This is a genomic window from Streptomyces sp. NPDC092370 (genome assembly GCF_044755265.1).
Lineage (GTDB): Bacteria > Actinomycetota > Actinomycetes > Streptomycetales > Streptomycetaceae > Streptomyces.
The window spans coordinates 737,029-761,929 of the sequence record NZ_JBIVQO010000002.1 but is presented as its reverse complement, the minus strand read 5'-3'; the positions used below and the strand labels follow the sequence as shown (position 1 = coordinate 761,929).

Annotated in this window: 16 protein-coding genes; 12 read left to right on the top strand and 4 right to left on the bottom strand. The window is 72.8% G+C overall.

Annotated features, from left to right (window positions below; all coding sequences use genetic code 11):
- Nucleotides 1-99: 99 nt before the first annotated feature.
- The 7 genes from ACIQHQ_RS10005 (at nt 100) to ACIQHQ_RS09975 (ending at nt 10,199) form a co-directional block, all read left to right on the top strand.
- Nucleotides 100-1,899 (top strand): S8 family peptidase, encoded by a 1,800-nt coding sequence (locus tag ACIQHQ_RS10005; protein ID WP_402611320.1) that lies wholly within the window; start codon nt 100-102, stop codon nt 1,897-1,899.
- A 290-nt stretch (nt 1,900-2,189) separates the two neighbouring features.
- Nucleotides 2,190-2,837 carry a ScbR family autoregulator-binding transcription factor gene (locus ACIQHQ_RS10000; RefSeq protein WP_402611319.1) on the top strand — a complete coding sequence of 216 codons (648 nt, stop codon included), beginning with the start codon at nt 2,190-2,192 and terminating at the stop codon, nt 2,835-2,837.
- A gap of 56 nt (nt 2,838-2,893) precedes the next feature.
- Nucleotides 2,894-4,084: a damage-control phosphatase ARMT1 family protein gene (locus tag ACIQHQ_RS09995; protein WP_402611318.1), complete on the top strand. Its 1,191-nt coding sequence runs from the start codon at nt 2,894-2,896 to the stop codon at nt 4,082-4,084.
- Nucleotides 4,085-4,253: 169 nt separating this feature from the next.
- On the top strand, nt 4,254-6,452 hold the full coding sequence (gene cyc2 / locus ACIQHQ_RS09990) for a germacradienol/geosmin synthase Cyc2 (protein WP_402611317.1): 2,199 nt from the start codon (nt 4,254-4,256) through the stop codon (nt 6,450-6,452).
- Nucleotides 6,453-6,688: 236 nt separating this feature from the next.
- Nucleotides 6,689-7,249: a PDZ domain-containing protein gene (locus tag ACIQHQ_RS09985; protein ID WP_402611316.1), complete on the top strand. Its 561-nt coding sequence runs from the start codon at nt 6,689-6,691 to the stop codon at nt 7,247-7,249.
- A gap of 792 nt (nt 7,250-8,041) precedes the next feature.
- On the top strand, nt 8,042-9,169 hold the full coding sequence (locus ACIQHQ_RS09980) for a M24 family metallopeptidase (protein WP_402611315.1): 1,128 nt from the start codon (nt 8,042-8,044) through the stop codon (nt 9,167-9,169).
- A 46-nt stretch (nt 9,170-9,215) separates the two neighbouring features.
- Nucleotides 9,216-10,199 carry an aminoglycoside phosphotransferase family protein gene (locus ACIQHQ_RS09975; protein ID WP_402611638.1) on the top strand — a complete coding sequence of 328 codons (984 nt, stop codon included), beginning with the start codon at nt 9,216-9,218 and terminating at the stop codon, nt 10,197-10,199.
- A 557-nt stretch (nt 10,200-10,756) separates the two neighbouring features.
- Here ACIQHQ_RS09975 and treZ read toward each other — a convergent pair.
- The gene (treZ, locus tag ACIQHQ_RS09970) at nt 10,757-12,502 is read right to left on the bottom strand and encodes a malto-oligosyltrehalose trehalohydrolase (RefSeq protein WP_402611314.1); all 1,746 of its coding nucleotides are present in this window, start codon (nt 12,500-12,502) and stop codon (nt 10,757-10,759) included.
- Between the two features lie 173 nt (nt 12,503-12,675).
- Between treZ and ACIQHQ_RS09965 the strand changes: the two genes are divergently transcribed.
- Nucleotides 12,676-13,227, top strand: coding sequence for an FHA domain-containing protein (locus tag ACIQHQ_RS09965; protein ID WP_402611313.1), 552 nt, complete (start codon nt 12,676-12,678; stop codon nt 13,225-13,227).
- A gap of 176 nt (nt 13,228-13,403) precedes the next feature.
- Complete coding sequence (locus ACIQHQ_RS09960; RefSeq protein ID WP_402611636.1) at nt 13,404-14,735, top strand: M14 family zinc carboxypeptidase; 1,332 nt, start codon at nt 13,404-13,406, stop codon at nt 14,733-14,735.
- Nucleotides 14,736-14,793: 58 nt separating this feature from the next.
- Here the strand turns inward: ACIQHQ_RS09960 and ACIQHQ_RS09955 are convergent, their stop codons facing one another.
- From ACIQHQ_RS09955 to glgX, 3 genes are all read right to left on the bottom strand, one after another.
- A complete protein-coding gene (locus ACIQHQ_RS09955) occupies nt 14,794-16,047 on the bottom strand; it encodes a M14 family zinc carboxypeptidase (protein WP_402611312.1) in 1,254 nt (417 codons plus the stop codon).
- Between the two features lie 457 nt (nt 16,048-16,504).
- A complete protein-coding gene (gene treY, locus ACIQHQ_RS09950) occupies nt 16,505-18,871 on the bottom strand; it encodes a malto-oligosyltrehalose synthase (protein WP_402611311.1) in 2,367 nt (788 codons plus the stop codon).
- A 103-nt stretch (nt 18,872-18,974) separates the two neighbouring features.
- Nucleotides 18,975-21,107, bottom strand: a complete 2,133-nt coding sequence (glgX, locus tag ACIQHQ_RS09945; protein ID WP_402611310.1) for a glycogen debranching protein GlgX — start codon at nt 21,105-21,107, stop codon at nt 18,975-18,977.
- Between the two features lie 177 nt (nt 21,108-21,284).
- Between glgX and ACIQHQ_RS09940 the strand changes: the two genes are divergently transcribed.
- The 3 genes from ACIQHQ_RS09940 to ACIQHQ_RS09930 all read left to right on the top strand — a co-directional run bounded on the left by ACIQHQ_RS09940 (nt 21,285) and on the right by ACIQHQ_RS09930 (nt 24,838).
- Complete coding sequence (locus ACIQHQ_RS09940; protein WP_402611309.1) at nt 21,285-22,115, top strand: Tat pathway signal sequence domain protein; 831 nt, start codon at nt 21,285-21,287, stop codon at nt 22,113-22,115.
- A 58-nt stretch (nt 22,116-22,173) separates the two neighbouring features.
- Nucleotides 22,174-23,493, top strand: coding sequence for a copper amine oxidase (locus ACIQHQ_RS09935; RefSeq protein ID WP_402611308.1), 1,320 nt, complete (start codon nt 22,174-22,176; stop codon nt 23,491-23,493).
- Nucleotides 23,494-23,566: 73 nt separating this feature from the next.
- Nucleotides 23,567-24,838 carry an SAV2148 family HEPN domain-containing protein gene (locus ACIQHQ_RS09930; protein WP_402611306.1) on the top strand — a complete coding sequence of 424 codons (1,272 nt, stop codon included), beginning with the start codon at nt 23,567-23,569 and terminating at the stop codon, nt 24,836-24,838.
- Nucleotides 24,839-24,901 lie beyond the last annotated feature (63 nt).

Here is a 24,901-nt window from a genome sequence, read left to right as displayed (position 1 = left end):
GCTCTTCGCTTTTCGAACCACCCCCCCTCCGCTTCGAGGACGAAGCGACCCCACCGCCGCTCCGCCCAGCCCGGAGTCCGGCCACGAAAGGCAACGACCGTGCGTATCTCCCCAGAGCTCAGACGGAAGCTGATATCCGTCGCCGTCGTCTCCACGGCCCTGCTGACCGCAGCCCCCGCCTCGGTCGCCGTCGCCCGGGAGTCCGCCCCCACCCCGGCCGCCGTCCCGGCCGCACAGACCGAGGCCGCCCCCGGCACCACGGCCGAGCGCCTCATCGTCGGCTACAAGTCCGGCGCCACCGAGGCCAAGTCCAACAAGGCCGCCGCCGCCGACGCCGCGACCAAGGCCGAGAAGACGGGCGAGGATGTCGACTTCCAGCGCCGCCTCGGCACCGGCGCCGCCCTCGTCGACCTGGGCACCGACTCCACCCGGGCGTCCGTCGCCGACGTCGTCGCCGCGTACCAGGCCGACCCGCAGGTCGCCTACGTCGTCCCGGACCGCCTGAACAAGCCGACGGCCGTCACCCCGAACGACACCGAGTACGGCAAGCAGTGGGACCTGTTCGAGGCCACCGCGGGCATGAACGTCCCCGGCGCCTGGGACACCACGACCGGCACCGGCGTCACCGTCGCCGTCATCGACACCGGCTACGTGGCGCACTCGGACCTCGCCGCGAACATCGTCGGCGGCTACGACTTCATCTCCGACACGGCCGTCTCCGTCGACGGCAACGGCCGTGACAGCAACCCGGCCGACCCGGGCGACTGGTACAACGACAACGAGTGCGGACAGGGCATCGCCGCGTCCACCTCCTCCTGGCACGGCACCCACGTCGCCGGCACCATCGCCGCCGCCACCAATAACGGCAAGGGCGTCGCCGGTGTCGCCTACGGCGCGAAGATCTCCCCGGTCCGCGTCCTCGGCAAGTGCGGTGGCTACGACTCCGACATCATCGACGCCATCACCTGGGCGTCCGGCGGCACCGTCTCCGGTGTCCCCGCCAACAGCAACGTCGCCAAGGTCATCAACATGAGCCTCGGCGGAGGCGGCGCCTGCTCCACCGCCACCCAGAGCGCCATCAACGGCGCCGTGAACCGCGGCACCGCGGTCGTCGTCGCGGCCGGCAACGAGAACCAGAACGTCTCCAACGCCTCCCCGGCGAACTGCAACAACGTGATCACGGTCGCCGCGACGAACCGCGCCGGCAGCCGGGCCTCGTACTCCAACTACGGCTCCCTCGTGGACATCTCCGCCCCCGGCGGTGAGACCCGCACCTCCACCGCCAACGGCATCCTGTCCACGCTGAACTCCGGCACCAAGACGCCGTCGACCGAGAACTACGCCTCCTACCAGGGCACCAGCATGGCCACCCCGCACGTCGCGGGCCTCGCCGCCCTGATGAAGTCGGCCAACTCCGCCCTCACCCCGGCGCAGATCGAATCGGCCATCAAGGCCAACGCCCGTCCGCTGCCCGGCACCTGCTCCGGCGGCTGCGGCGCGGGCCTCGCGGACGCCGCCAAGACGGTCCAGGCCGTGAAGGGCGGTTCGTCCACCGGCACGACCTTCTCCAGCACCACCGCCGTCGCCATCCCGGACAACGGCGCGGCGATCGAGTCGCCCATCAGCGTCACCGGCCGCAGCGGCAACGCTCCCTCGGCCCTCCAGGTCGGCGTGGACATCACCCACACCTACCGCGGTGACCTCGTCATCGACCTGGTCGCACCGGACGGTTCGGCGTACCGCCTGAAGTCCGCCGCGTCGGACTCCGCCGACAACGTGAACACCACCTACACGGTGAACGCCTCCGGCGAGGTGGCCAACGGCACCTGGAAGCTGCGCGTCCAGGACACCGCGGCGCAGGACACGGGCACCCTCAACGGCTGGAAGCTGACCTTCTGAAAACTTCGATCCTCTTCGGGGAACGCTGAACGAGGCAGGCCACACAGCGGGCGGGCCGGCCGGTGCGGATGGGGCACCGGCCGGCCCGCCTTTACGTCCGGCCCCGCATCTCCCACAGTTAGATACCGAACCCGCTGTTTTTGCTCACGAGTTGCGCTTGTTTTGCCGGATGTGCACCCGCACTCCGGCACACTGGCGTGATGAGGGCCGTCTCAGGGTGAGTTATCGTGTACGGGGGGTAAAAACAAACGGCATGACCCGTTCATTTCCGTCCCGGGAGAGTTCAGTCGATGGCGAGGCAGTTGCGAGCCGAGCAGACCCGCTCGACGATCATCACGGCCGCCGCTGACCTGTTCGACCGTCGCGGCTACGAATCGACCAGTCTCAGCGACATCGTGGAGCACGCCCACGTCACCAAGGGCGCCCTGTACTTCCACTTCGCGGCGAAGGAGGATCTCGCCCACGCGATTCTCGAACTCCAGTCGCACACCGCCCGCCGGCTGGCGACGGAGACCGACCGGCGCGGCCACACCTCCCTGGAGGCGCTGATGCGCCTCACGTTCGGCATCACCCGCATGTCCGTCGAGGACCCGGTGCTGCGGGCCGGTCTGCGGCTCGCCACGGGCGGGATCCGGCCGCGGCCGCCCCTGAGCCACCCGTTCACGGAGTGGCTGGACATCGTCACGGCCCGGCTCGTCGGCGCCGTCAAGGAGTCCGATGTCCACCCGGACATCGACATCGACGTCGTGGCCCACTCGCTGGTCTGCTTCTTCGTCGGCACCCGTGTCGTGGGCCGCTCCCGTGAGCCGGTGGCGCGCCAGCCCCGCCGGACGGCCGAGATGTGGAACATACTCATCCGTGGCCTGGTCCCGGTGACCCGCCGCGCCCGCTATCTGAGCCTGGCTGCGCGTCTGGAGCGGGAGATCGCACCGGTGTGAGCGGAGCGCCGGGCGGCTCGTCCGGTGCGCAGGGCACGCGCGTTACGGTGAGGCCCATGCCCGACATCCCCTCCGCCCCCGTGCTCCTCGGCAACCAGCCGGGCTCCTTCCCCCACAGTGTGCTGGCCGAGCGGCATCCCGCGATCATCAAGCAGGTCCGCGAGGCCTTCCCGTACGAGCCGGCGCAGCACCGCGCCCTCGACGAACTCCTCGCCAACTGCACCGAGGGCGCGATCGAACCCCTCCCCGCCGACGCGCACGACCGGGATCACTGGGAGAGCTGGGGACTGCGCGCGTACACCGGCCGGTCCTGGTTCGACGTACCGTGGCTCTGGTCCGAGAGCTGGTTCTACCGCCGACTGCTCCAGGCCGTCGGCTACTTCGGCCCGGGCCCCTGGCAGGGCATCGACCCCTTCCGCCCCTTCAAGCGCGCCGAGCTCGACTCCGCCGAGACCGACGAGGAACTCGCCGCACTCGACGACCTCACCGGCCGGCCCGCCGCCGAACAGGCACAGGCCCTGCTGCACGGCTCCCTCTGGGGCAACCGCGCCGACCTCGGCTTCCGCCTCTCCGCCGAGGGCGCGCGGGACGCGGACGCCGCTCCCGGCCTGGTCGCCGACGACAGCGACCGGCTCTGGTCACTGCTCGACACCACGGGCCCGGGGGCCGGCACCCTGTGCCTGGTCGCCGACAACGCGGGCCGCGAACTCGTCCCCGATCTCCTCCTCGTCGCCCACCTCCTGGCAAGCGGCCGCACCGAACGGGCGGTCCTGCACGTCAAGCCGTACCCCTATTACGTCTCCGACGCCACCACCGCCGACGTCGTCGACGCCCTGCGCCGGCTGACCGGTGCCGGGGGAGCGGCCGCCGCGTACGGGCGGCGGCTGTGGTCCGCCCTGGCCGACGGCCGTCTCACCCTGCGCGCCCATCCCTTCTCCAGCGCCCCGCTGCCGTACGAGGAGATGCCCGGCGACCTGCGCGCGGAGTTCGCGTCGGCCACGCTGACGATCGTCAAGGGCGACCTCAACTACCGCCGTCTGGTGGGCGACCGGCTCTGGGCCCCGACCACCTCCTTCGCGGACGTCACCGGCTACTTCCCCGGCCCGGTCGCCGCCCTGCGCACCCTGAAGTCCGATGTGATCACCGGCCTCGACACGGACACCGAGGCCGCCCTCGTCGCGGCGGAGGACCAGCGCTGGCGCACCAGTGGCACGCACGCGCTGATCCAGGTACGGGACGCCCGGTAGAGATCCGGGTACGGGACGCCGGGTGAAGGGAGACGGAGGCGACTTCCGGCTGGGGGAGGAACGCCACAACCCTCCGACGGGAGGCCCGTATTCGCCTCTGATTCACGCGATGGTGTGATCATGTCCGGCCCGGCGGATGCCGCCGCGGGGCGCCGGGTAGGGCCCGGCCATGACGCAGCCGTTCGAACTCCCGCACTTCTACCTGCCGCACCCCGCGCGGCTGAACCCGCACGTCGACGAGGCCCGTGCCCATTCGACCGAGTGGGCGCGCGAGATGGGCATGCTGGAGGGATCCGGCGTCTGGGAGCAGGCCGACCTCGACGCGCACGACTACGGCCTGCTCTGCGCCTACACCCACCCCGACTGCGACGCCCCCGCCCTCTCCCTCATCACCGACTGGTACGTGTGGGTCTTCTTCTTCGACGACCACTTCCTGGAGATGTACAAGCGCAGCCAGGACCGCGCCGCCGGCAAGGCGCACCTGGACCGGCTGCCCCTGTTCATGCCGCTGGACCTGTCGGCTCCCCTCCCGGAACCCCAGAACCCGGTCGAGGCGGGCCTCGCCGACCTGTGGGCGCGCACGGTACCGAAGATGTCCGAGGACTGGCGCCGCCGCTTCGCCGTGGCCACCGAGCACCTGCTGAACGAGTCGATGTGGGAGCTGTCCAACATCAACGAGGGGCGGATCGCCAACCCCGTCGAGTACATCGAGATGCGCCGCAAGGTCGGTGGCGCCCCCTGGTCGGCGGGTCTCGTGGAGTACGCGACCGCCGAAGTGCCCGCCGCAGTGGCCGCAACCAGGCCGCTGCGCGTACTGATGGAGACGTTCTCCGACGCCGTGCACCTGCGCAACGACCTGTTCTCCTACCAGCGTGAGGTCGAGGACGAGGGTGAGAACAGCAACGGCGTGCTCGTCCTGGAGACCTTCTTCGGCTGCACCACGCAGGAGGCCGCCGACACCGTCAACGAGGTCCTCACCTCCCGCCTCCACCAGTTCGAGCACACGGCGTTCACCGAAGTGCCCGCGGCGGCTCTGGAGAACGGGCTCGGACCGGACGAGGTCGCGGCCGTGGCGGCGTACACGAAGGGGCTTCAGGACTGGCAGTCCGGCGGCCACGAATGGCATCTGCGCTCCAGCCGCTACATGAACGACAACGCGGTGCGCGGCGGCGGCCCGTGGCCGGGATGCACCGGCATCGGCACCTCCGCCGCCGACGTCCGCGCCCTGCTCGCGACGGCGGGAGCCATGGGGGCACCTCCCACGCCTTTCGGGCAGTGGGGGAGACTGCGCTCCTACACGCACGTGCCCTACCAGAAGGTCGGGCCGTCGCGGATCCCCGACATCCGCATGCCGTTCCCGCTGCAGCTCAGCCCGCACCTGGACACCACCCGCCGCAGCCTGCGCGCCTGGGTGGAACGCATGGGCATCCTCGCCGAGGGCGTCTGGGACGAGGACAAACTGCGGGCCTACGACCTCCCGCTCTGCTCGGCCGGCCTGGACCCGGACGCCACGCCCGAGGCCCTCGACCTCAGCGCGCAATGGCTCGCCTGGGGCACCTACGGTGACGACTACTATCCCCTGGTCTACGGCCACCGCCGCGACCTCGCCGCCGCCCGCCTGACCACGGCCCGCCTGTCCGACTGCATGCCGATCGCCCAGGAAAAGCCGCCGACCCCGGTCAACGCCATGGAGCGCGGCCTGGCCGACCTGTGGGCGCGCACCACCGCAGAGATGACGCCCGAGGCCCGGCGTACGCTCAAGGACGCCATCAACGCCATGACCGAGAGCTGGGTGTGGGAGCTGTCCAACCAGCTCCAGAACCGTGTGCCCGACCCGGTCGACTACCTGGAGATGCGCCGGGCGACCTTCGGCTCCGACCTCACCCTCAGCCTGTGCCGGATGGGACACGGCCCGGCCGTCCCGCCCGAGGTCTACCGCAGCGGTCCCGTCCGCTCCCTGGAGAACGCCGCGATGGACTTCGCGTGCCTCCTCAATGACGTCTTCTCGTACCAAAAGGAGATCGAGTTCGAGGGGGAGATCCACAACGCGATCCTCGTCGTGCAGTCCTTCTTCGGCTGCGACTACCCGACCGGGCTCGGCATCGTGCACGACCTGATGAGCCAGCGCATGCGCCAGTTCGAGCACGTCGTCGAGCACGAACTGCCCGTCCTGTACGACGACTTCCAGCTCACGGGGGAGGCACGCGCGGCGATGGGGACGTATGTGGCGGACCTGCGGAACTGGATGTCCGGCATCCTCAACTGGCACCGTGAGGTGGACCGTTACAAGGACGCGTGGCTGTCCCGGCGCGCCCACGGCTTCCTGCCGGACCGCCCCCCGGCCGTGCCCGTGCCCGCCCTCCGCTGAGGCGGGGGCGCCGCCCGGGGTGCGGGCCGGCCCTCCCGCTCCCGCGGCTCGTACCGCACCCGGCGACCGGGCGCGGTACGAGCCGTGTCCCCGTTCTGCGCTTCCCCGTGACCGCGCCGGGCCCCGTTCAGTCTCACTCGTTCGTGACTCGTCGGCCGCCGATGTGCCGGGTAGAGCACCTGCCGTGATCGCTCCGGGATCCGCCGGAGGCGATCGGCACCATCGGGAGGCGAGCCATGGAACAGACCGCGCTGAGACCCAAGCCGATGCCGGGTCGGGAACCCGAACCGGCCGTGCCGGCGACGGGGACCGGCCCGTCACGGATCCGCCCGCACGCCGCCCGGCGACGTGGACGGCGGGTCCTCAACGTCCTGCTGGCGGGGTTCGCCGGCGCGGTCCTGGTGCTGTCCGGGATCGGCCTCGGGGCGATGGGCGTCACCGTGGCCGGCAAGGGCGGGCGGTTCGACCCGCGGGCATGGCACACGCCGTCGCTCCCCGGCCCCTCGCCCTCCGCCGCTCCCGTCAGGCCCGCCGCCGCGACCCTCGGCGTGCAGGTCATGGACGCCCGCAAGCCGGGGGCCGTGGTCGTGGGGCTGCACGTCCCCGGGCCGGCCCAGGCCGCCGGTCTGGTGCGCGGCGACGTCCTCCTCGCCTTCGGCACGATTCGGATCGACACCGCCGCCGATCTGGTCCGGGCCGTCGCCCGCGCCCGCCCTGGTTCCGAGGTCAGGCTGACGGTCCGCCACCGCGGCGGCGGTTACGAGCAGCTGACGCTCGTACCGGCTGTCGCCGCCTGAGGCGCGCCCGCACGCCCCGACCCTGAAGTGGCTCGTGGGCGGCCAGGCCGGTCAGGAAGGCGCTCTGGACGGGGCCGAGCGAGCAGGTGAAGGGGAACTCGACGACGCGGGGGGCTTTGAGGCCACACTGGCGCTCACGCTCAACAGGCCGGAAGCCGAGAACGCGCTCTGACTGCCGATGCTCGTCGGCCTGCACGACGGGCCCGACTCGTCCAGGACATGGAACGCGTACCCGGGCGGCGCGTCCCGGTCCGTGATCCGCCCGCCCTCCCCACGCAGCCGCCGCGTCCTTGCCGCCCCGGGGCCCGACGGCCGACGGCCACCCCGCGAACGAGGTGGCGGCGGGGGTGTGGGCGTGGCCGGTGATCAGCCGCGCGACCTCGGGCCGGCCAGCCGCCCCGGGTGCCGTAAGGGGGGAGTCGGGCAGGGAGTGGCGCAGGGGGCACCGGCGGGCGGTGGAACGCCCGCACGGCCGGAAGGCCGTCGTCGAGGGCCGTCTCGATCCAGTCGTACGTCTCCTCGTCCGGTTCCCCGTCGTCGCGCCCGGCACGCTGGAGTCGCACATGAGCACCGCGCCGCCGTCGAAGAGGTGCACGCGTCGACCGGCCCCCGGCCCCGGGCCGGCCCAGCAGCGCCTTGCGGCAGGCGGTACACCTGTGCGGCCGCCGGGGCAGGTCCGTACCTGACGTTGGTGCAGGATGCCAGGGTGAATGCCCGCAGACGGCTCGCGCCGCCCCCTCCGGGCGGGCAGGATGCTGCCCGTAGCCCCTTCGTCCGTCCTGGGAGGCCCGGATGACCGGAAGCACGGCCGCGTCGTTCACCGCCGACGACTACCGGGCCCGCATGGAGCGCGCCGCGCGCACGGCCGCCGAGGCAGGCCTCGCCGGCCTGCTGGTGGCTCCGGGACCGGACCTGGTGTGGCTCACCGGCTATACGCCCCCGGCGGTCACCGAACGGCTCACCCTGCTGGTCCTCGCCGCCGGGCAGGACCCCGTCCTCGTCGTCCCCGCCCTGGAGGCCCCGGACGCGCGCCGGGCGGCCGGCGCGGCCGCCCTGAACCTGCGCGACTGGACCGACGGCAAGGACCCCTACGCCGCCACCGCCGCACTCCTCGACTCCAAAGGCCGGTTCGGCATCAGCGACAACGCCTGGGTCCTGCACCTGCTGGCCCTCCAGCAGGCCCTGCCCGGCAGCACCTACGCCTCGCTCACCGAGGCCCTGCCGATGCTGCGCGCCGTCAAGGACGAGGCCGAAATGGACCTCATGGCGGCTGCCGGCGCCGCCGCCGACGCGACGTTCGAAGAGATCCGGAACGTGCCCTTCGCCGGCCGCCGGGAATCCGAGGTGGCCGCCGACCTCGACCGGTTGTTGCGCCGGCACGGCCACGAGCAGGTCGACTTCACCATCGTCGCCTCCGGCCCGAACGGCGCCGACCCGCACCACGAGGCGGGCGACCGCGTCATCGCCCGCGGCGACATGGTCGTCCTCGACTTCGGCGGCCTGCGCGACGGCTACGGCTCCGACACCTCCCGCACGGTCCACGTCGGCGAACCCACCGACGAGGAACGCCGCGTGCACGACCTCGTGCGCGAGGCCCAGGAGGCCGGCTTTCGCGCGGTGCGGCCCGGGGCCGCCTGCCAGGACGTCGACCGGGCCGCCCGCGCGGTCATCGCCGGCGCCGGCTACGGCGAGTACTTCATCCACCGCACCGGACACGGCATCGGCGTCACCACGCACGAGCCGCCCTACATGATCGAGGGCGAGGAACGGCCCCTCGTGCCCGGCATGTGCTTCTCCGTGGAACCCGGCGTCTACCTGCCCGGCCGGTTCGGGGTCCGCATCGAGGACATCGTCACCGTCACCGAGGACGGCGGCCGGCGCCTGAACACCACCACGCGCGAGCTGGTCATAGTGGAGTGAGGCCCCGATGTCCCCTGCCCGCCTCCCGAACGGCAACGGCGCGACCATGACCCAGGCACCCACACCCACCGCGGACACCGTCCGCCGTCTCGTCCTCTCCCTCCTCAAGAACGGCAGGGACGACAAGGACGCCCAGGACGGCCGGGGCGGCAAGGACACCCGCCCCGGCGGGAGCGGCCCCGGCCCCGACGTCCGGCCCGCCACCCCGGGCGCCGACCCCGTCACCTGGTGGGTCGGCACCCGCCACGTGCTGCGCCTGGCCCCCGACCGCGAGGCCACCCTGCGCCAGCGACGCGAGCTGCGCCTGCGCGACCTCGTCCGCCCGCACGTCCCGATGGCGGTGCCGGCCAGCGTCGCGCACGGCGAGTGGGCACCCGGGCTGGCCTACACACTGGACACCAAGGTGCCCGGCGGCTCGGGGGAGGAGCACGACGTGTCCGCCGTCGGAGAGGCCGACCTCGCCGCGCTCCTCACGGGCCTGCGCGAGGTACCGGTGCGGCAGGCCGAGACGCTCGGCGTGCCGCGCGCCGCGCCGCGCTCCCTGGAGGCCCTGCGCCGGGCCGCCGTGCGCGCCGCCGAACGCCTCGCCGCAGCCGACGAGTTCGACGCCGCACGCCTGAACCAGCTCACCCCGCCCGCCGCCTCCCAGCTCGCCGCCCAGCCCGGCACGGCGGTCCTCACCCACCACTCCCTGACCGGCGGCCACCTCGTGATCAGCGCCGACGGCCGGGTGCGCGGGGTGCTCGGCTGGGCCGGCGCGGTCGTCGGCGACCCGGCCGAGGACATCGCGGGCCTCGCGCTCGCCGTCGGCTCACCCGCCGCCGTCCGCGCCGCCACCCTCGCCGGGTACGGCGCCCGCCCCTGCCTGCGCGGCCTGTGGCTCGCCCGCTGCGACACCCTCGTCCATCTCGCCGGGGCCCTCACCGGCAAGGACACCACCCTCCTGGGGACCCGGCTGCGCCGCGCGTGGGAGCCGATCCTGCTGGAACGGGTGACGGACCTGGGGGACGCGGACGACGACACCCTGTAGCGGCCGGTGCCGCACGGTTGTCCTCCGCTCATGAAGAGCACCGTCGCGACCGGGTCGCTGCTGGCGGCGGCTGCCCTCACGTGCCTGGCCGGCTGCTCGGGCACCGCCGCGCCCGGTGCCACGGCCCTTCCGGCGCGGCAGCGGACCCCGACGACACCCTGTAGCGGCCGGTGCCGCACGGTTGTCCTCCGCTCATGAAGAGCACCGTGGCGACCGGGTCGCTGCTGGCGGCGGCTGCCCTCAGGTGCCTGGCCGGCTGCTCGGGCACCGCCGCGCCCGGTGCCACGGCCCTTCCGGCGCGGCAGCGGACCCCGGCGGAGCGCCTCGCCACGCTCATGGTCACGGCAGCCGACGCCGGCCACGGCTACTGCGCGCGGACGTTCGATCCGACCGAGGGGAAGTCCGTCTTCGCCCGGTCCGCGCAGGAGATCACCGGCAGCGCCCGAGGAGGCGCGCGGTACCCGGATCCGCGTCACCGTCCCCACCTACGCCCAGGGCACGGCGGTGACGACGATGGACGCACCCCTCGCGAGGCGATGCAGGGCCCCGCCGGGCGCTCACTCACCCAGCAGCACCACGCCCGACTCCCCGGGCAGCCGCACCACCCCGTCCGCCCCGGGCGGGTCCACCGGCTCCCACGCGGCCAGCACACGCGCGTGGGGTACGCCGAGCGGCAGCTCGGCCGCCTCGGGGGCCAGGTTCACCGCCACCAGGACGTCCCCGCGCCGGAAGGCGAGCCAGCGGCGCTCCTCGTCGTAGGCCACCTTGGTGTCGGCGAGGTCGGGGTCGGTCAGGTCGGGCTGCTCGCGGCGCAGGGCCAGGAGCCGCCGGTACCAGGCCAGCACGCGCGCGTGCGGCTCGCGTTCCGGCTCGGACCAGTCGAGGCAGGAGCGGTCCCGGGTCGCCGGGTCCTGCGGGTCGGGAACGTCCTCCTCCTTCCAGCCGTGCGCGGCGAACTCCCGCCGCCTTCCCCGCCGTACGGCGTCCGCCAGCTCCGGGTCGGTGTGGTCGGTGAAGAACTGCCAGGGTGTGCCCGCGGCCCACTCCTCGCCCATGAAGAGCATCGGCGTGAACGGCGCCGTCAGCACCAGCGTGGCCCCGCACGCCAGCAGCCCGGGGGAGAGCAGGGCCGAAAGCCGGTCGCCCTGGGCGCGGTTGCCGACCTGGTCGTGGGTCTGGCTGTAGCCGAGCAGCCGGTGCCCGGCCACCCGCGTGCGGTCCAGCGGGCGCCCGTGGTGCCGCTCGCGGAAGCTCGAGTACGACCCGTCGTGGAAGTAACCGCCGGTGAGGGTCTTGGCGATCCCGGCCAGCGGGGCACGCGCGAAGTCGGCGTAGTAGCCCTGCGACTCGCCGGTCAGCGTCGTGTGCAGGGCGTGGTGGAAGTCGTCGTTCCACTGCGCGTGCAGCCCGAGGCCGCCCTCCGCGCGCGAGGTGATGAGCCGCGGGTCGTTCAGGTCCGACTCGGCGACCAGGAACAGCGGCCGGTCCACCTCCTCGGCCAGGGCGTCGACGGCAGTGGAGAGCTCCTCCAGGAAGTGGTGGGCGCGCGTGTCCACCAGCGCGTGCACCGCGTCCAGGCGCAGTCCGTCGAGCCGGTAGTCCCGCAGCCACGCCAGCGCGCTGCCGATCAGGAAGGCGCGCACCTCGTCCGAGCCGGGAGCGTCCAGGTTGACCGCCGCGCCCCAGGGGGTGTGGTGGGTGTCCGTGAGGTACGGCCCGAAGACGGGCAGATAGTTGCCGGACGGCCCGAAGTGGTTGTGCACCACGTCGAGCACCACACCCAGGCCGAGCGCGTGGGCCCGGTCGACGAAGCGTTTCAGCGCCTCGGGACCGCCGTACGGCTCGTGCACCGCCCACAGCGAGACGCCCTCGTAGCCCCAGCCGTGCGTACCCGGGAAGGGGCACAACGGCATCAGTTCCACGTGGGTGACGCCCAGTTCGGCGAGATGCCCGAGCCGCTCGGCGGCCGCGTCCAGGGTGCCCTCGCGGGTGTACGTCCCCACGTGCAGCTCGTACAGCACCGCGCCGGGCAGCGGCCGCCCCCGCCACCGCGCGCGCCACACGTACCGCTCGTGATCGACGACGGCGCTCAGCCCGTCCGGGCCGTCCGGCTGCCGGCGCGAGCGCGGATCGGGCAGCACGGGCCCGTCGTCCAGCGCGAAGCCGTACCGGGAGCCGTCGCGCGCCTCGGCCTCGCCCTTCCACCACCCCGCCCGTTCCGGATCGCGTTCCAACGCGCGTGTGACGTCGTCGCACCGGAGCGTCACACGGCCGGCCTGTGGTGCCCACACCTCGAACTGCACGGACGGTTCCCCTTCGTCTGCTCACCGTGATGTAGCCCGTCCATGGTGCGTCAAACGAGATCAATCCGCTGGTGCATCCACCCATTTGCGGCGGGTCTCACCGGGTACGCGCGCGTGGCGGCGGGTTTCCCGTTTCCTGGACAGCCCGGCCGCGCTGCCCGACAATCACCAGCGTGACGTCGTCCTTCGAGTTCAACACGTTCCCCGCGCGGCTCTCCGACGCGGAGCGCGACCGGGCGCTGAAGGCACTCCGTGACGGCGTCGCCGTGGGCCGCCTGTCCCACGACACGTTCGTCCGCCGCATGGAGCTGGCGCTCGTCGCCCGCCAACCGGACGAACTCGCCGTGCTCACCGCCGACCTGCGCACCGAGAGCCGGTTCTCGCGCCTGGTGTTCGGCACCGTCGAGGCGGTCTCGGGCTTCACCGTACGCATGCGCAGGGCGTGGCAGTCCGAGCGGCTGCCCAAGCTGCTGCTGCCCCATCCGTCGCACGGACATCCGCTGCGCATAGGCCGCGACCCCGCCAGCGGACTGCGCCTCAACCACGAGACGGTCTCCCGCGTGCACGCCGAACTCCGTCACCAGGGTGGCCTGTGGGTCCTGCGCGACCTCGGTTCCACCAACGGCACCACGGTGAACGGACGGCGTGTCGTCGGCGCGGCCGTCGTCCGCGAGGGAGATCAGGTGGGCTTCGGCCGGATCACGTTCCGGTTGTCGGCCGGCTGACCGGAAACGGAGCCACGCCTCGGTCCTGGCCTGGGCACAACCGCATGCCGGTCGCGGAAGCATGGCCGAAATGCCTTTGCCGTCCACGGTGTTGACGTACCTCTGAAGTCGTGACTGACTGTGCGTACGCCATCTACACCTGGTGAACCGTTGGCACCGCATCGGGGAGGTGTGCCCTGCCGCCCCTCCCGCGCTACCCGACCGTCGACGAACTGGGCGCCCGGGCCACCGTCCTCGTCGCCCGCCACCCCCGTGACGCCCGGTTGCGCCGGGTCGGCACGTCCCGCGCGGGCACCCCCATGTGGCTGCTCTCCATCGGCCACGGCAGCCGCCAGGCGCTCGTCGTCGCCGGCCCCCACGCCAACGAACCGGTGGGCGGCGCCACCGTGCTGCGCCTGGCCGAGCGGACCCTGGCCGACCCGCGGCTCACCGAGGGCGCCGACGCCACCTGGAACCTGTTGCTGTGCCTCGACCCGGACGGTTCGCGCCGCAACGAGGGCTGGCTGGCCGGCCCCTACACGCTCGGCCAGTACGTCCGTAACTTCTTCCGGCCCGGCTTCGTCGAGCAGCCCGAGTGGCTGCCCGACGGCGCGGCCGGCGCCGCCCTGCCGGAGACCCGAGCCCTGCTCGGCCTCCAGGACGAACTGCGCCCGTTCCTCCAGTGCTCCCTGCACGGCGTGGACATCGGCGGCGGCTTCGTCGAGCTCACCCACGACCTCCCGGGCTTCGCCCAGCGCCTCGCCCACATCGCCGCCCGGCTCGGCATCCCCCGCGAACTCGGCGCCTACGACGCCCTGTACTGGCCCGGCCTCGGGCCCGCCGTCTACCGCATCCCGCCGCCGCGCCGGGCCGACCTGGCCGCGGCCATCACGGAGGCCGCCGTCGAGTCCACGTGGTTCCACCCCTACCGGCACGGCACCGTCACCGCGGTCGTCGAGTCGCCCATGTGGGGCGTGACGGCCGTGGCGGACGCCTCCCCGCCCGCGGACCGCGACGCCGTGCTGCGGGCCGTCAGCCGCACCCTGCGCCACGACACGGGCCTCCTGCGGCACCTGCTGGCCCGGATCAGGCCGCACCTCGCCGGTGTGCCCGACGCGGCCCGCCTGCTCGCGCCGGTCGACGACTACCTCCTGGTCTGCCCCGGCCTCGCCGACGCCTGGGACCCCGACACCGGCGACAGCCCGGCCCACCCCCTCCCTCCGCTGAGCACCGCCCACCTCGTCGCCCTGCGCATCTCCGGACGGCGGCTCGCGCTGCGCACGGCGGGACTGCTGCACCAGCTCGTACGGGCCGCCGGCAGCGACCCGGCCGGGGCGCTGCCGGAGCTGGACCGGCTGATCGACGCCTGGTGCGCCGACTACCGCGACGGCTGCCGGGCGCGCTGGATCCCGGTGGCCCGCCAGGCCGAGTACCAGGCCCGCGTGGTGCTCGCCGCGTTCGAGCTGGCCGGACGGCACGCGCCCGCGCGCTCCGGCTCGGGGGAGACCGTACCGACGCAGCGGGACTGAGACGCGGGACGGCCGGGGCGCCCGGGTGTCCGGAGCGGAGCAGCCCTCTGCGCAGGCCCTACGAAGCCCTCTCCCGGGCGTGCAGCGCCGCCGCGAGGACCGTGCGGGACTGGTGCTCCACCTGGTGCTCCAGGGGCACCCAGCGGGCGCGGAAACGCTCCGCGAAAGCGTTGCTCCAGGCCGAGACGAGCCCCTCCAACTGCTTCGCCGCCTCGTCGTCGGTCCCGCGCAGCACCCGCAGCAGCATGGCCGCCGCCCGCAGCGGCACGCGGCGCGCGAAGGCGTCCACGCTGCCGACGTACGCCCGGGTGAGGTCGGCGGGGGGAGTGTGGACCAGGTCAAAGGCCAGACCCGGCACCAGCTCCAGCCCCCACCGGGCGGCCCGCAGCAACGGCGCGTCCACGTCCGTCAGCCGGGGCAGCGCCGCCCCGTCGAGCACCCGCGTCACCTCCCGCGCGTCGCTCTGCAGCCGACGCGCCAGCCGCTCGATCGCCGCCGCCGGAGCAGGATGCGGAGCCGGGTCGTCGACCAGGTCGCTCGCCCACATCGGCACCTCGACCACCGCGGTCAGCCCGCCGTACCGGTGGGCGTGGTACCAGGTGCTGTGCCGCGCGTCGTCGGGCAGGCTCGGGTACGCCGGCCCGATCTCCGGCGCGGGCATGACGTGCACGCCCGGCCCGGACGCGGGCCAGCCCGCGGCGTCCGACGCGCCGGTCTCCACCGGGATGTGCAGCTCGGCCGCCGACTTCGCGAACGGCTCGGCGAGCCCCGGCACGTCCTTCGTCAGCTGCACCCAGCTGCCGCCCAGGTCCGTGCCGTGCAGCGTCACCTGGAGGTAGGGGCGCAGCTCGTCGATGACGCCCGTCAGGGCCCGGGTCTCGGGCGGCAGCCGGTCCGGCGGCAGCAACGACGGCGCCCACTCGGGCTGCTCCGGGCCCGCGGGGCGGAAGAAGCCGAGGTGGTAGTCGAAGAGGCTGCGCGGCGCCGGCGTCACATGCAGGCTCGCCCCGTCGGGGTCCGCGCACAGCAGGAAGTGCCAGGAGACGCCGTCGCGCAGCTCCCGCCGTTCCAGGACCCGCCGGGCGAGCGCGAGCAGGGTGCAGGAGCCGGTCGGCTCGTTGGCGTGGGCGCCGGCCACCACCAGAACCGCGCGGTGGGCGCGGCCCACGGACAGCAGGTGCAGAGGTCTGCCGGCGCGTGAGGCACCCACCTGCCGCAGGGTGCACACTCCGGGGCGCTGAGCGGTCAACGCCCGGGCAGCAGAGACCTGTTCGGTCACCGTCGGGTAGCGCAGCTCCGGCAGGACACCCACCCCCGTCACATCCGCCCGAGTTCGCAATCGCAGTACCCCACGGCCATGGTGCGGTGTCAAGGGCGCGAGCGGGGGAGGCTCCACGGGGCGCCCGGAGCGCCGGCAGCCCGGCTACTGCCGGTGCAGCCCCGCCACGCCAGGGTGAGGAACGCCTCGCCGACCGACTCGAACGCACCGCCGTGCTCACCGAGCACACCGCGGCGGTGGTACGGATGGCCGCGGCCGGTGTCGGAGTCTGCGCGGCCCCGCCCACCTCGTCGGCGACGCGGTCGGCGGGGCTGCGTCGTCCTCACTCCCGACCCGGGCCGGCGGCGCACCGGCGGTCTTCTCGCGCCTTCCGCGGACCGGAGCGGCGGAGAGGGTCGTGGACCTGCCGCGCGCAGCCTGGCCGCGCCCCGCGAGCCCCCCTGCCCGCCTACGAGGACCGCCCCGAGGACGACCCCGCCGTCGCCTGAACTCACCCCACCCTTTCCAGCAGCGCCACCGGCACCCCCGCGAACAGCTCCGCCACCCGCGCGTGCCCCGTGAACTCCCGCCCGGGCTCCAGCACGTCCGCCCAGCGGCCCGGCGGAAGCGGAAGCCGCGTGTCCCGCCAGCCGCCCGCCTCCGCGAGCCGCAAGGACAGGCGCGTCACGGCCGTCAGCACCTCTTGGGAGCGGGCGAACGCCAGGCAGTGCGCCGCCGCCGGTCCCTCGGCGGGCAGTGCCGTGTACGTCGCCCTGTCGCCGAAGGCGCCGGGCCGCCGGGCCCGCAGTCCCAGCGCCGCCCGCGTCACCGCCGTCTTCTGCGCGGACGTGCCGCCGGACTCCTCGGGCGGGAAGTCCACCGCCCGCCGGTTGTCCGGGTCGACCAGCGCCCGGTACTCGGCCTCCGTGCCCTGGTAGACGTCCGGGACGCCGGGCATCGTCAGCTGCACCAGGGCCGTGCCCAGCACGTTGGACCGGATGTGCGGCGCCAGCGACTCCCGGAAGGCGGCGACCCGCTCACCCGGCGCCCCGCACGGCCCGGCCGCCACGAACCGCTCCACCGCCTCCTCGTACGGCGGCTGCTGCTCGGTCCAGCTCGTGTACAGGCCGGCCTCCCGCACATGCTTCAGCAGCGCCCCCCGCACCCGTTCCAGCACCCCCGACGCCGGGCCCAGCCCGAACACCGTCTGCCAGGCCGCCCACGCCAGTTGCGCGTCCGGCACGCCCTCCCCGGCCCGGGTCACCTCCGCGAGCACGTCCGCCCAGCGGTCGGGGCACTCGGTGAGCACGTGCAGCGCCGCCCGGACGTCGGCACTGCGCTTGGTGTCGTGCGTCGACGCCACGGTGCCGGACACCGGCCAGTCGCGTTGCAGACGGGCGCAGTACGCGTGGAACTCCTCCGGCGACAGCGCGGGTGCGCCCGGATTCCCGCCCACCTCGGTCGCCGACAGCAGCGGCACGTACCGGTAGAACGCCGTGTCCTCCACCGACTTGGCCCGCAGCGCCGACGAGGTCTGCGCGAACCGCGTCCGGAACTCCAGGTGCGCGGGCCCGTCGCCGTACCGCCCCAGCACGAGGTCCCGTACGACGTCCACGGCACCGGCCTCCTCGGGCACCGCGAAGGCCTGCCGGGCCTCGGCCGCCGCCGCCTCGGTGACCACGGACGCCGCGTCGACGGACTCGTAGGGCCGGTAGACCTCCATCCGTACGAGGAGCTCCTGGAGAGCGGTGCGCAGCGCCCAGGGCGCGCGGTCGCGCAGGGCCGGTTCCGGTGAGGTCGCGCAGAGCCGGGTCGCCACCCGGGTCAGCCGGTCGGTCTCGGTGGCCAGCTCGTGCGTGAGGACCTTGTACGCCGCCCGCCGCACCGTCGCCTCCCACTGCCCGCCCCGGTCCGTCTGCGGGGCCGCGAAGCGCCGGTACTGCCCCAGGAGGTCCCCGAACCCGGCCGGGTCCGTGAAGACCCCGTCCACGTGCCGCAGGGCGTCGTAGCCGGTGGTCCCGGCGACGGGCCAGGACGCCGGCAGGTGCTCACCGTCGGCCAGGATCTTCTCCACGACCGTCCAGCGGCCCCCTGTCGCCTCGTGCAGCCGCGTGAGGTAGTCGTCGGGGTCGGCGAGCCCGTCGGGGTGGTCGATGCGCAGCCCGTCGATCACCCCGTCGTGCAGCAGCTGGAGGATCTTGCCGTGGGTGGCCTCGAACACCTCGGGGTCCTCCACCCGGACCCCGATGAGCTCCGAGATGCTGAAGAACCGCCGGTAGTTGAGTTCGGTCCGGGCCAGCCGCCACCACACCGGGCGGTACCACTGCGCATCCAGCAGATGCGGCAGCGGCAGGTCCTCGGTGCCCTCGCGCAGCGGCAGGACGTGGTCGTAGTAGCGCAGGACGTCACCGTCGACGCGCAGCTCGTCGAGCACCTCGCCCAGCGGCCCGCCGAGGAGCGGCAGCAGCACCTGGCCGTCCTTCGCCTCCCAGTCGATGTCGAACCAGCGCGCGTACGGCGACTTCGGGCCCTCGCGCAGCACCTCCCACAGGGCGCGGTTGTGGCGCGGGGACATGGCCATGTGGTTGGGAACGATGTCCACCACCAGGCCGAGCCCGTGCTCGCGTGCGGTGCGCGCCAGTGCCCGCAGCCCCTCCTCGCCGCCCAGCTCCTCACGCACGCGCGCGTGGTCGACGACGTCGTAGCCGTGTGTCGAGCCCGGGACCGCCTCCAGGACGGGGGACAGGTGCAGGTGCGAGACGCCGAGCGAGGCCAGGTACGGCACGGCGGCCGCGGCTGCTCCGAACGGGAAGTCGGGCTGCAGCTGCAGCCGGTACGTGGCCGTGGGCACCACCGGGTCAGGTCGCTCAGGTGTCATGGAAACGTACGTACCCGCCCCGCGGCGGTTCGTGCCCCCGGGGCCCTCCGGGTGCGCCGCGCGTCGCCCGGACGAGTGGCTCTGTCCGGGCGACGCGGTGCGGCTACACGGGCCGCTGGAGCACCGTCATGCTCCGGTCCGTGAGGGTCAGCCGGTCCCCGGCCTGCACCTTCGGGCCGGTGTCTGAGGGGAGTCCGTTCGCGCGGGCCGTGTCGACCACGACCTCCCACTGCCGCCCGTGATTGACCGGAACCACGAACTCCAACGGCTTCGGCGAGGCGTTGAACATCAGCAGGAAGGAGTCGTCGGTGATGCGCTCCCCGCGTGCGCCCGGCTCGGAGATCGCGTTGCCGTTGAGGAACACCGTCAGCGCCGAGGCCTGTGCCGAGTCCCAGTCGCGCTGGGTCATCTCCCGGCCGTCGGGAGTGAACCAGGCGATGTCGGACAGGTCGTCGTGCGTGCCCTCCACGGGCCGTCCGTGGAAGAAGCGCCTGCGGCGGAAGACCGGGTGGTCCCGGCGCAGCCACACCATCGCCCGCGTGAAGGCCAGCAGCTCCCTGCTCAGCCCGCCCTCGGCGTCCTCCCCCTCCTCGGGCCACTCGACCCAGGACAGCTCGTTGTCCTGGCAGTAGGCGTTGTTGTTGCCGTGCTGGGTGCGGGCGAACTCGTCGCCGTGGCTGATCATGGGCACGCCCTGGGACAGCATCAGCGTCGCGATGAAGTTCCGCATCTGCCGGGCGCGCAGCCGCAGCACCTCGGGATCGTCGGTCTCGCCCTCGACACCGCAGTTCCAGGACCGGTTGTGGCTCTCGCCGTCCCGGTTGTCCTCGCCGTTGGCCTCGTTGTGCTTGTCGTTGTAGGCCACCAGGTCGTGCAGCGGGAAGCCGTCGTGGCAGGTCACGAAGTTGATCGAGGCCAGCGGGCGGCGCCCGTCGTCCTGGTACAGGTCGGACGAACCGGTCAGCCGGGAGGCGAACTCCGCGAGCGTGCGCTGCTCGCCCCGCCACAGATCGCGCACGGTGTCGCGGTACTTGCCGTTCCACTCGGTCCACAACGGCGGGAAGTTCCCCACCTGGTAGCCGCCCTCGCCCACGTCCCACGGCTCGGCGATCAGCTTGACCTGGGAGACCACCGGGTCCTGCTGCACCAGGTCGAAGAACGACGACAGCCGGTCCACCTCGTGGAACTGCCGGGCCAGCGTCGCCGCCAGGTCGAAGCGGAACCCGTCCACGTGCATGTCCGTCACCCAGTACCGCAGCGAGTCCATGATCAGCTGGAGGACGTGCGGGGACCGCATGAGCAGGGAGTTCCCCGTCCCGGTCGTGTCCATGTAGTAGCGGGGGTCGTCCGTCAGCCGGTAGTAGCGCGAGTTGTCCAGGCCCTTGAAGGACAGGGTCGGGCCCAGGTGGTTGCCCTCGGCGGTGTGGTTGTAGACCACGTCGAGGATCACCTCGATCCCGGCCTCGTGCAGCGCCTTGACCGCCGACTTGAACTCCAGCACCTGCTGACCCCGGTCGCCCCAGGACGCGTAGGCGTTGTGCGGCGCGAAGAAGCCGATGGTGTTGTAGCCCCAGTAGTTGTTCAGGCCCATGTCGACCAGCCGGTGATCGTTCACGAACTGGTGTACGGGCATCAGCTCCAGAGCCGTGACCCCGAGCTCCGTGAGGTGCTCGATGATCGCCGGGTGCGCGAGGGCCGCGTAGGTGCCGCGCAGCTCCTCCGGGAGCCCCGGGTGGCGCATGGTGAGGCCCTTGACGTGGGCCTCGTAGATCACCGTGTGGTGGTACTCGGTGCGCGGGCGCCGGTCGTCGCCCCAGTCGAAGTAGGGGTTGACCACGACCGACGTCATCGTGTGCGGCGCCGAGTCGAGATCATTGCGCCGGTCGGGATCGTCGAAGTGGTAGCCGTAGACCTCCTCGCCCCAGTGGACCGAACCGCTGATCGCACGCGCGTACGGGTCGAGCAGCAGCTTCGCGGAGTTGCAGCGCAGGCCGCGCTCCGGGGCGTACGGGCCGTGCACCCGGAACCCGTACCGCTGTCCCGGCATGATGCCCGGCACATACGCGTGCCGCACGAACGCGTCGCTCTCCCGGAGCTCGATCGCCGTCTCCGAGCCGTCGTCGTGCAGCAGACACAGCTCTACTCGGTCCGCGGCCTCCGAGAAGACCGCGAAATTGGTACCGGCGCCGTCGTACGTGGCACCGAGTGGATACGCCTCGCCAGGCCAGACCTGCATGAATACGACTCTTTCAGGTGTGCGGCGCCGGTGGGGACGCCTTGGTCCCGAGTCTCCCCGAAAGTGAGGGAACCTCCTATGACTTATCTCCCTCTTACCGAGTGACCAGTGCATACGCGGTATGCCAAACCATGGGGCAACACATACTCCCGGTGCTTGGGGGAGTAGGGGGAAGACGTGCGCAACATAGTGCACCGCCATCTGGGCAAGGTGGTGGCGGGTACGGCCATCGCGGTGGCCGGGACCGCCGTGATGATCGGGATCACCCTGCCGGGCACGGCGGGGGCGGACGACACGGGTACCCGCGCGGGGCAGTCCGTCCCGCAGGAGACCGGCGGCCCGGCGGGCGGCGGCCCGGCGGGTGGCGGCCGGGCCGTGGCGCCGGGGGTCGTGGAGGAGGCGCCGGCCGAGGGGCAGCAGGGCGAGGGCCGTGATCCGCTGACCGACGACGAGCTGAAGCGGGTCGAGAAGATCGCTCTCAGCCGGCAACTGTTCCAGAGCGGTGAGAGCGTCGACGGGGACCGCGGCCCGCAGCGCCTCAGCGTCGACCTCGCCGAACCCGAGGCCGACGAGGTCGGCAAGCCGGACGCGCCCCGGCGTGCCGACGTGACGTTCTACGACTACCGGGACGACACTCTCGTCACCCGGACCGTCGACCTCGGCACCGGCAAAGTGGTGAGCACCGGCACCCAGCACGGCGTGCAGCCGCCGCTCAGCCGCGCCGAGAAGGCCGAGGCGGCCGAACTCCTGATCGCCGACCCGCTGGGCGCGGACCTCAAGGCCGACTACAAGGACGCCACCGGCAAGGCGCTCACCTCCCCGGACCAGCTCCAGCTGAGCGGCGCCGTCTACCGGGCAGCGCCGGGCGCCCAGCCCGCCGCGCTCGACCGGTGCGGGGAGCACCGCTGCGTCCGGCTGTTCCCGAAGATCAAGAACGGGCCGTGGGTCGACGCCAGGTCGCTGGTGATCGACCTGAGCGCCCGCAAGGTCGCCCGGCTCGGCCGCTGACCCACCCTCTTCGCTCACCCGTCCACCTCGCTCCTCCTCGTCAGGGAGTCATCTCGTCATGCGCGTGAACAGCAACACCAAGGTCCGCACCCGGGCGGCCGTGGGCCTGACCGTGGCCGCGCTGGCCGCCGGCGCCACGGCCGGCGCCGGACCGGCCACCGCCCAGCCCAAGGCCGCCCCCGCGGCACCGGCCGCCGACTGCAGCGCCGCCTACCGCATCGAGCAGAAGCTCTCCTCCGGCACGACCTGGCGGATGTGCTGGCGCTACGACGGCAAGGCCGGCCTCGTCCTGGAGAAGATCTCGTACCAGCCCAAGGGCGAGCCCAAACCGATCAAGGTCCTCAACAGCGCCCGCCTGGGCCAGATCCACGTCCCCTACGACGACGGCTCGGTCGAGTACGACGACCTCACCGGCTTCGACTTCGCCCAGGGCCTGATGAACCTGGCGCCGGGCGAGTGCCCCGGCGGGGCCATCAAGACCGTCAAGGTCCCCGACTCCTGGAACGACGACCCGAACGTCAAGGGCCTGTGCACCACCACCCGCTCCCGCGGCCACGCCTACCGCATGCAGGGCGACACCGCGAACAAGGTCTTCCAGGCCGACGGCAAGGACCTCCTCGTCTACACGGTGAACCAGGTCGGCTGGTACGAGTACATGACCGAGTGGCGCTTCCAGGACGACGGCACGATCACCATGAACGTCGGCGCCACCGGCAGTCTGTCCTTCGAGGACTACGACGCCGGTGACGGCCGCGGCTGGCCCATCGGCAAGGGCGCGAGCGCCAAGGCGACCAGCCACAGCCACAACGCCTTCTGGCGGCTCGACTTCGCCCTGGACGGCTCCACCAAGAACGGCGTCGAGCAGTACGACTCCGCCGTCACCGCGCCGGTCCGGGGCCAGCGCGCCCCCACCACCAAGACGACCCGCACCAAGGTGACCAAGGAACTGGCCGGAGACAGCAAGAACTACCGCTGGTGGCGCATGGTCAGCGCGACCGGCAAGAACAAGGACGGACACGCGCGCTCCTACGAGATCGTCCCCGGGGTCACGACCAAGTACCCGGGCCGTAGCTTCACCAAGCACGACCTGTACATCACGCAGTACAACAAGTGTGAACTGTTCGCCAGTCACAACCCCGGCAACTGCGGGGCCGGAGCCGGAAAGTCCGTCGACAAGTGGGTGAACGGACAGACCCTGACCCACCCGGTGGTCTGGATGAACATCGGCTTCCACCACATCGCCCGGGACGAGGACCAGCAGCCCATGCCCGTCCACTGGCAGGGCTTCTCCATCGCCCCGCGCGACGTCACCGCCATGAATCCGCTCACTCCGGCCGAGCTCGCCTGGCAGAACGGGCACTGGCGGCCGCGCGGTTGAGAACCAACCCTGCCCATCCGGCTGCACCGCCGACCGCTCCCGGAGTACCCTTCCTTGATCGTTGACAAGGGCGGTGCCCGGGGGAGCGGAAGGCGGTGCGAGGGTGGGCTCGGGAGGGCTGGAGCTGCCCCCTGGTGACGAGGGTCACGAGGGGAACTCCGCAGATGTCCCGACCGGTGCCGTGTCCCTGGCGCGGCCGATGGACGCGACGGGCTCGATCGGCCCGGAACTGGACTGGGACGCCGACGCCTGGCGCGAGGTGCGCACCCGCGCCCAGCGGGCCGGGCGGGCCTACATCTGGCTGAACCTCGTCGAACAGCGGCTGCGCGCGGTGGTCGCCGCCGTCCTGCGGCCGGTCTACGAACCCGTGCACGGCGAGGACTGGGTGGTGGCCGCCGCCGGGCCGGCCGGCCAGGAGTGGGTGCAGCGCGCGGTGGCCGTGCGCGAGGTCAGCCGCCGCAAGGGCTACCTGCTCGACCCGGCCGACGACAACGTGCTGTCCTTCCTCACCCTGCCGCAGCTGCGCGAGTTGATGGTGCAGCACTGGCCCTGCTTCGAGCCGTACTTCGACGACCGCCGGGACGTCGAGCTCGCCTTGGACGAGCTGGAGGTCACCCGCAACGTCGTCTCCCGCAACCGTGCCCTGTCCGAGGCCGTGCTGAGCCAGGCGGAGCGGGCCTCGGCGCGGCTGCTGGAGATGCTCGGCGCCGGCGGGGACGTGCCGTCCGCGCGCCGGTTGCCCATCGACGCGGTCGAGGACCTGGTCGGCGACCGGTACGCCGACGTGGTCGCCGTGCACTCGGACCGGGTGCGGCTGATGCGGCAGTTCCCGGCCGAGGACCTCTTCGGCGGCGCCCGCCGTCTCGACGCCATCGGCATCGGCCTGAACCTGCTCGTGCAGAACTTCTCCGGCCGGCGCCTGGTGCGGCTGGCCGAGTCCGGCTGCCGGGTCAGGCTGCTGTTCCTCAACCCGGCCTCCAGCGCGGTGAAGCGGCGCGAGCGCGAACTCGGCATCAAGCGCGGTGAACTCGGCCGGGCCGTCGAGATGAACATCCTGCACATGCGCCGGGTGCGCGCCCGGCTGCGCGATCCGGGCGCCTTCGAGATCCAGGTCTTCGACGAGACGCCCCGCTTCACGGCGTATCTGGTGGACGGCGACGGTGCGGACGGCATCGCGGTCGTGCAGAGCTACCTGCGCCGCACCCGGGGCATGGAGGCACCGGTGTTCGTGCTGCGCAACAGCGGCAAGGTGGTCAAGTCGGGCGAGGTGGACGAAAGTGGCCTCTTCCCCACCTACCGCGAGGAGTTCGAGGTGATGTGGGCGGATTCGCGGCCGGTGTCGTGAACTGTGCCCCCCTGAGCGGTGGTGCCCGGTCCGCCGCCGGGCGTCGGCGGAACGCGGCCCTCT

Coding starts and splice junctions, on each gene's coding strand:
- ACIQHQ_RS10000 (WP_402611319.1), top strand. CDS start 2,190: ATGGCGAGGCAGTTGCGAGCCGAGCAGACCCGCTCGACGATCATCACG.
- ACIQHQ_RS09995 (WP_402611318.1), top strand. CDS start 2,894: ATGCCCGACATCCCCTCCGCCCCCGTGCTCCTCGGCAACCAGCCGGGC.
- ACIQHQ_RS09935 (WP_402611308.1), top strand. CDS start 22,174: ATGCGCGTGAACAGCAACACCAAGGTCCGCACCCGGGCGGCCGTGGGC.
- ACIQHQ_RS09975 (WP_402611638.1), top strand. CDS start 9,216: ATGACCCAGGCACCCACACCCACCGCGGACACCGTCCGCCGTCTCGTC.
- treY (WP_402611311.1), bottom strand. CDS start 18,871: ATGACACCTGAGCGACCTGACCCGGTGGTGCCCACGGCCACGTACCGG.
- ACIQHQ_RS09985 (WP_402611316.1), top strand. CDS start 6,689: ATGGAACAGACCGCGCTGAGACCCAAGCCGATGCCGGGTCGGGAACCC.
- cyc2 (WP_402611317.1), top strand. CDS start 4,254: ATGACGCAGCCGTTCGAACTCCCGCACTTCTACCTGCCGCACCCCGCG.
- ACIQHQ_RS09980 (WP_402611315.1), top strand. CDS start 8,042: ATGACCGGAAGCACGGCCGCGTCGTTCACCGCCGACGACTACCGGGCC.
- glgX (WP_402611310.1), bottom strand. CDS start 21,107: ATGCAGGTCTGGCCTGGCGAGGCGTATCCACTCGGTGCCACGTACGAC.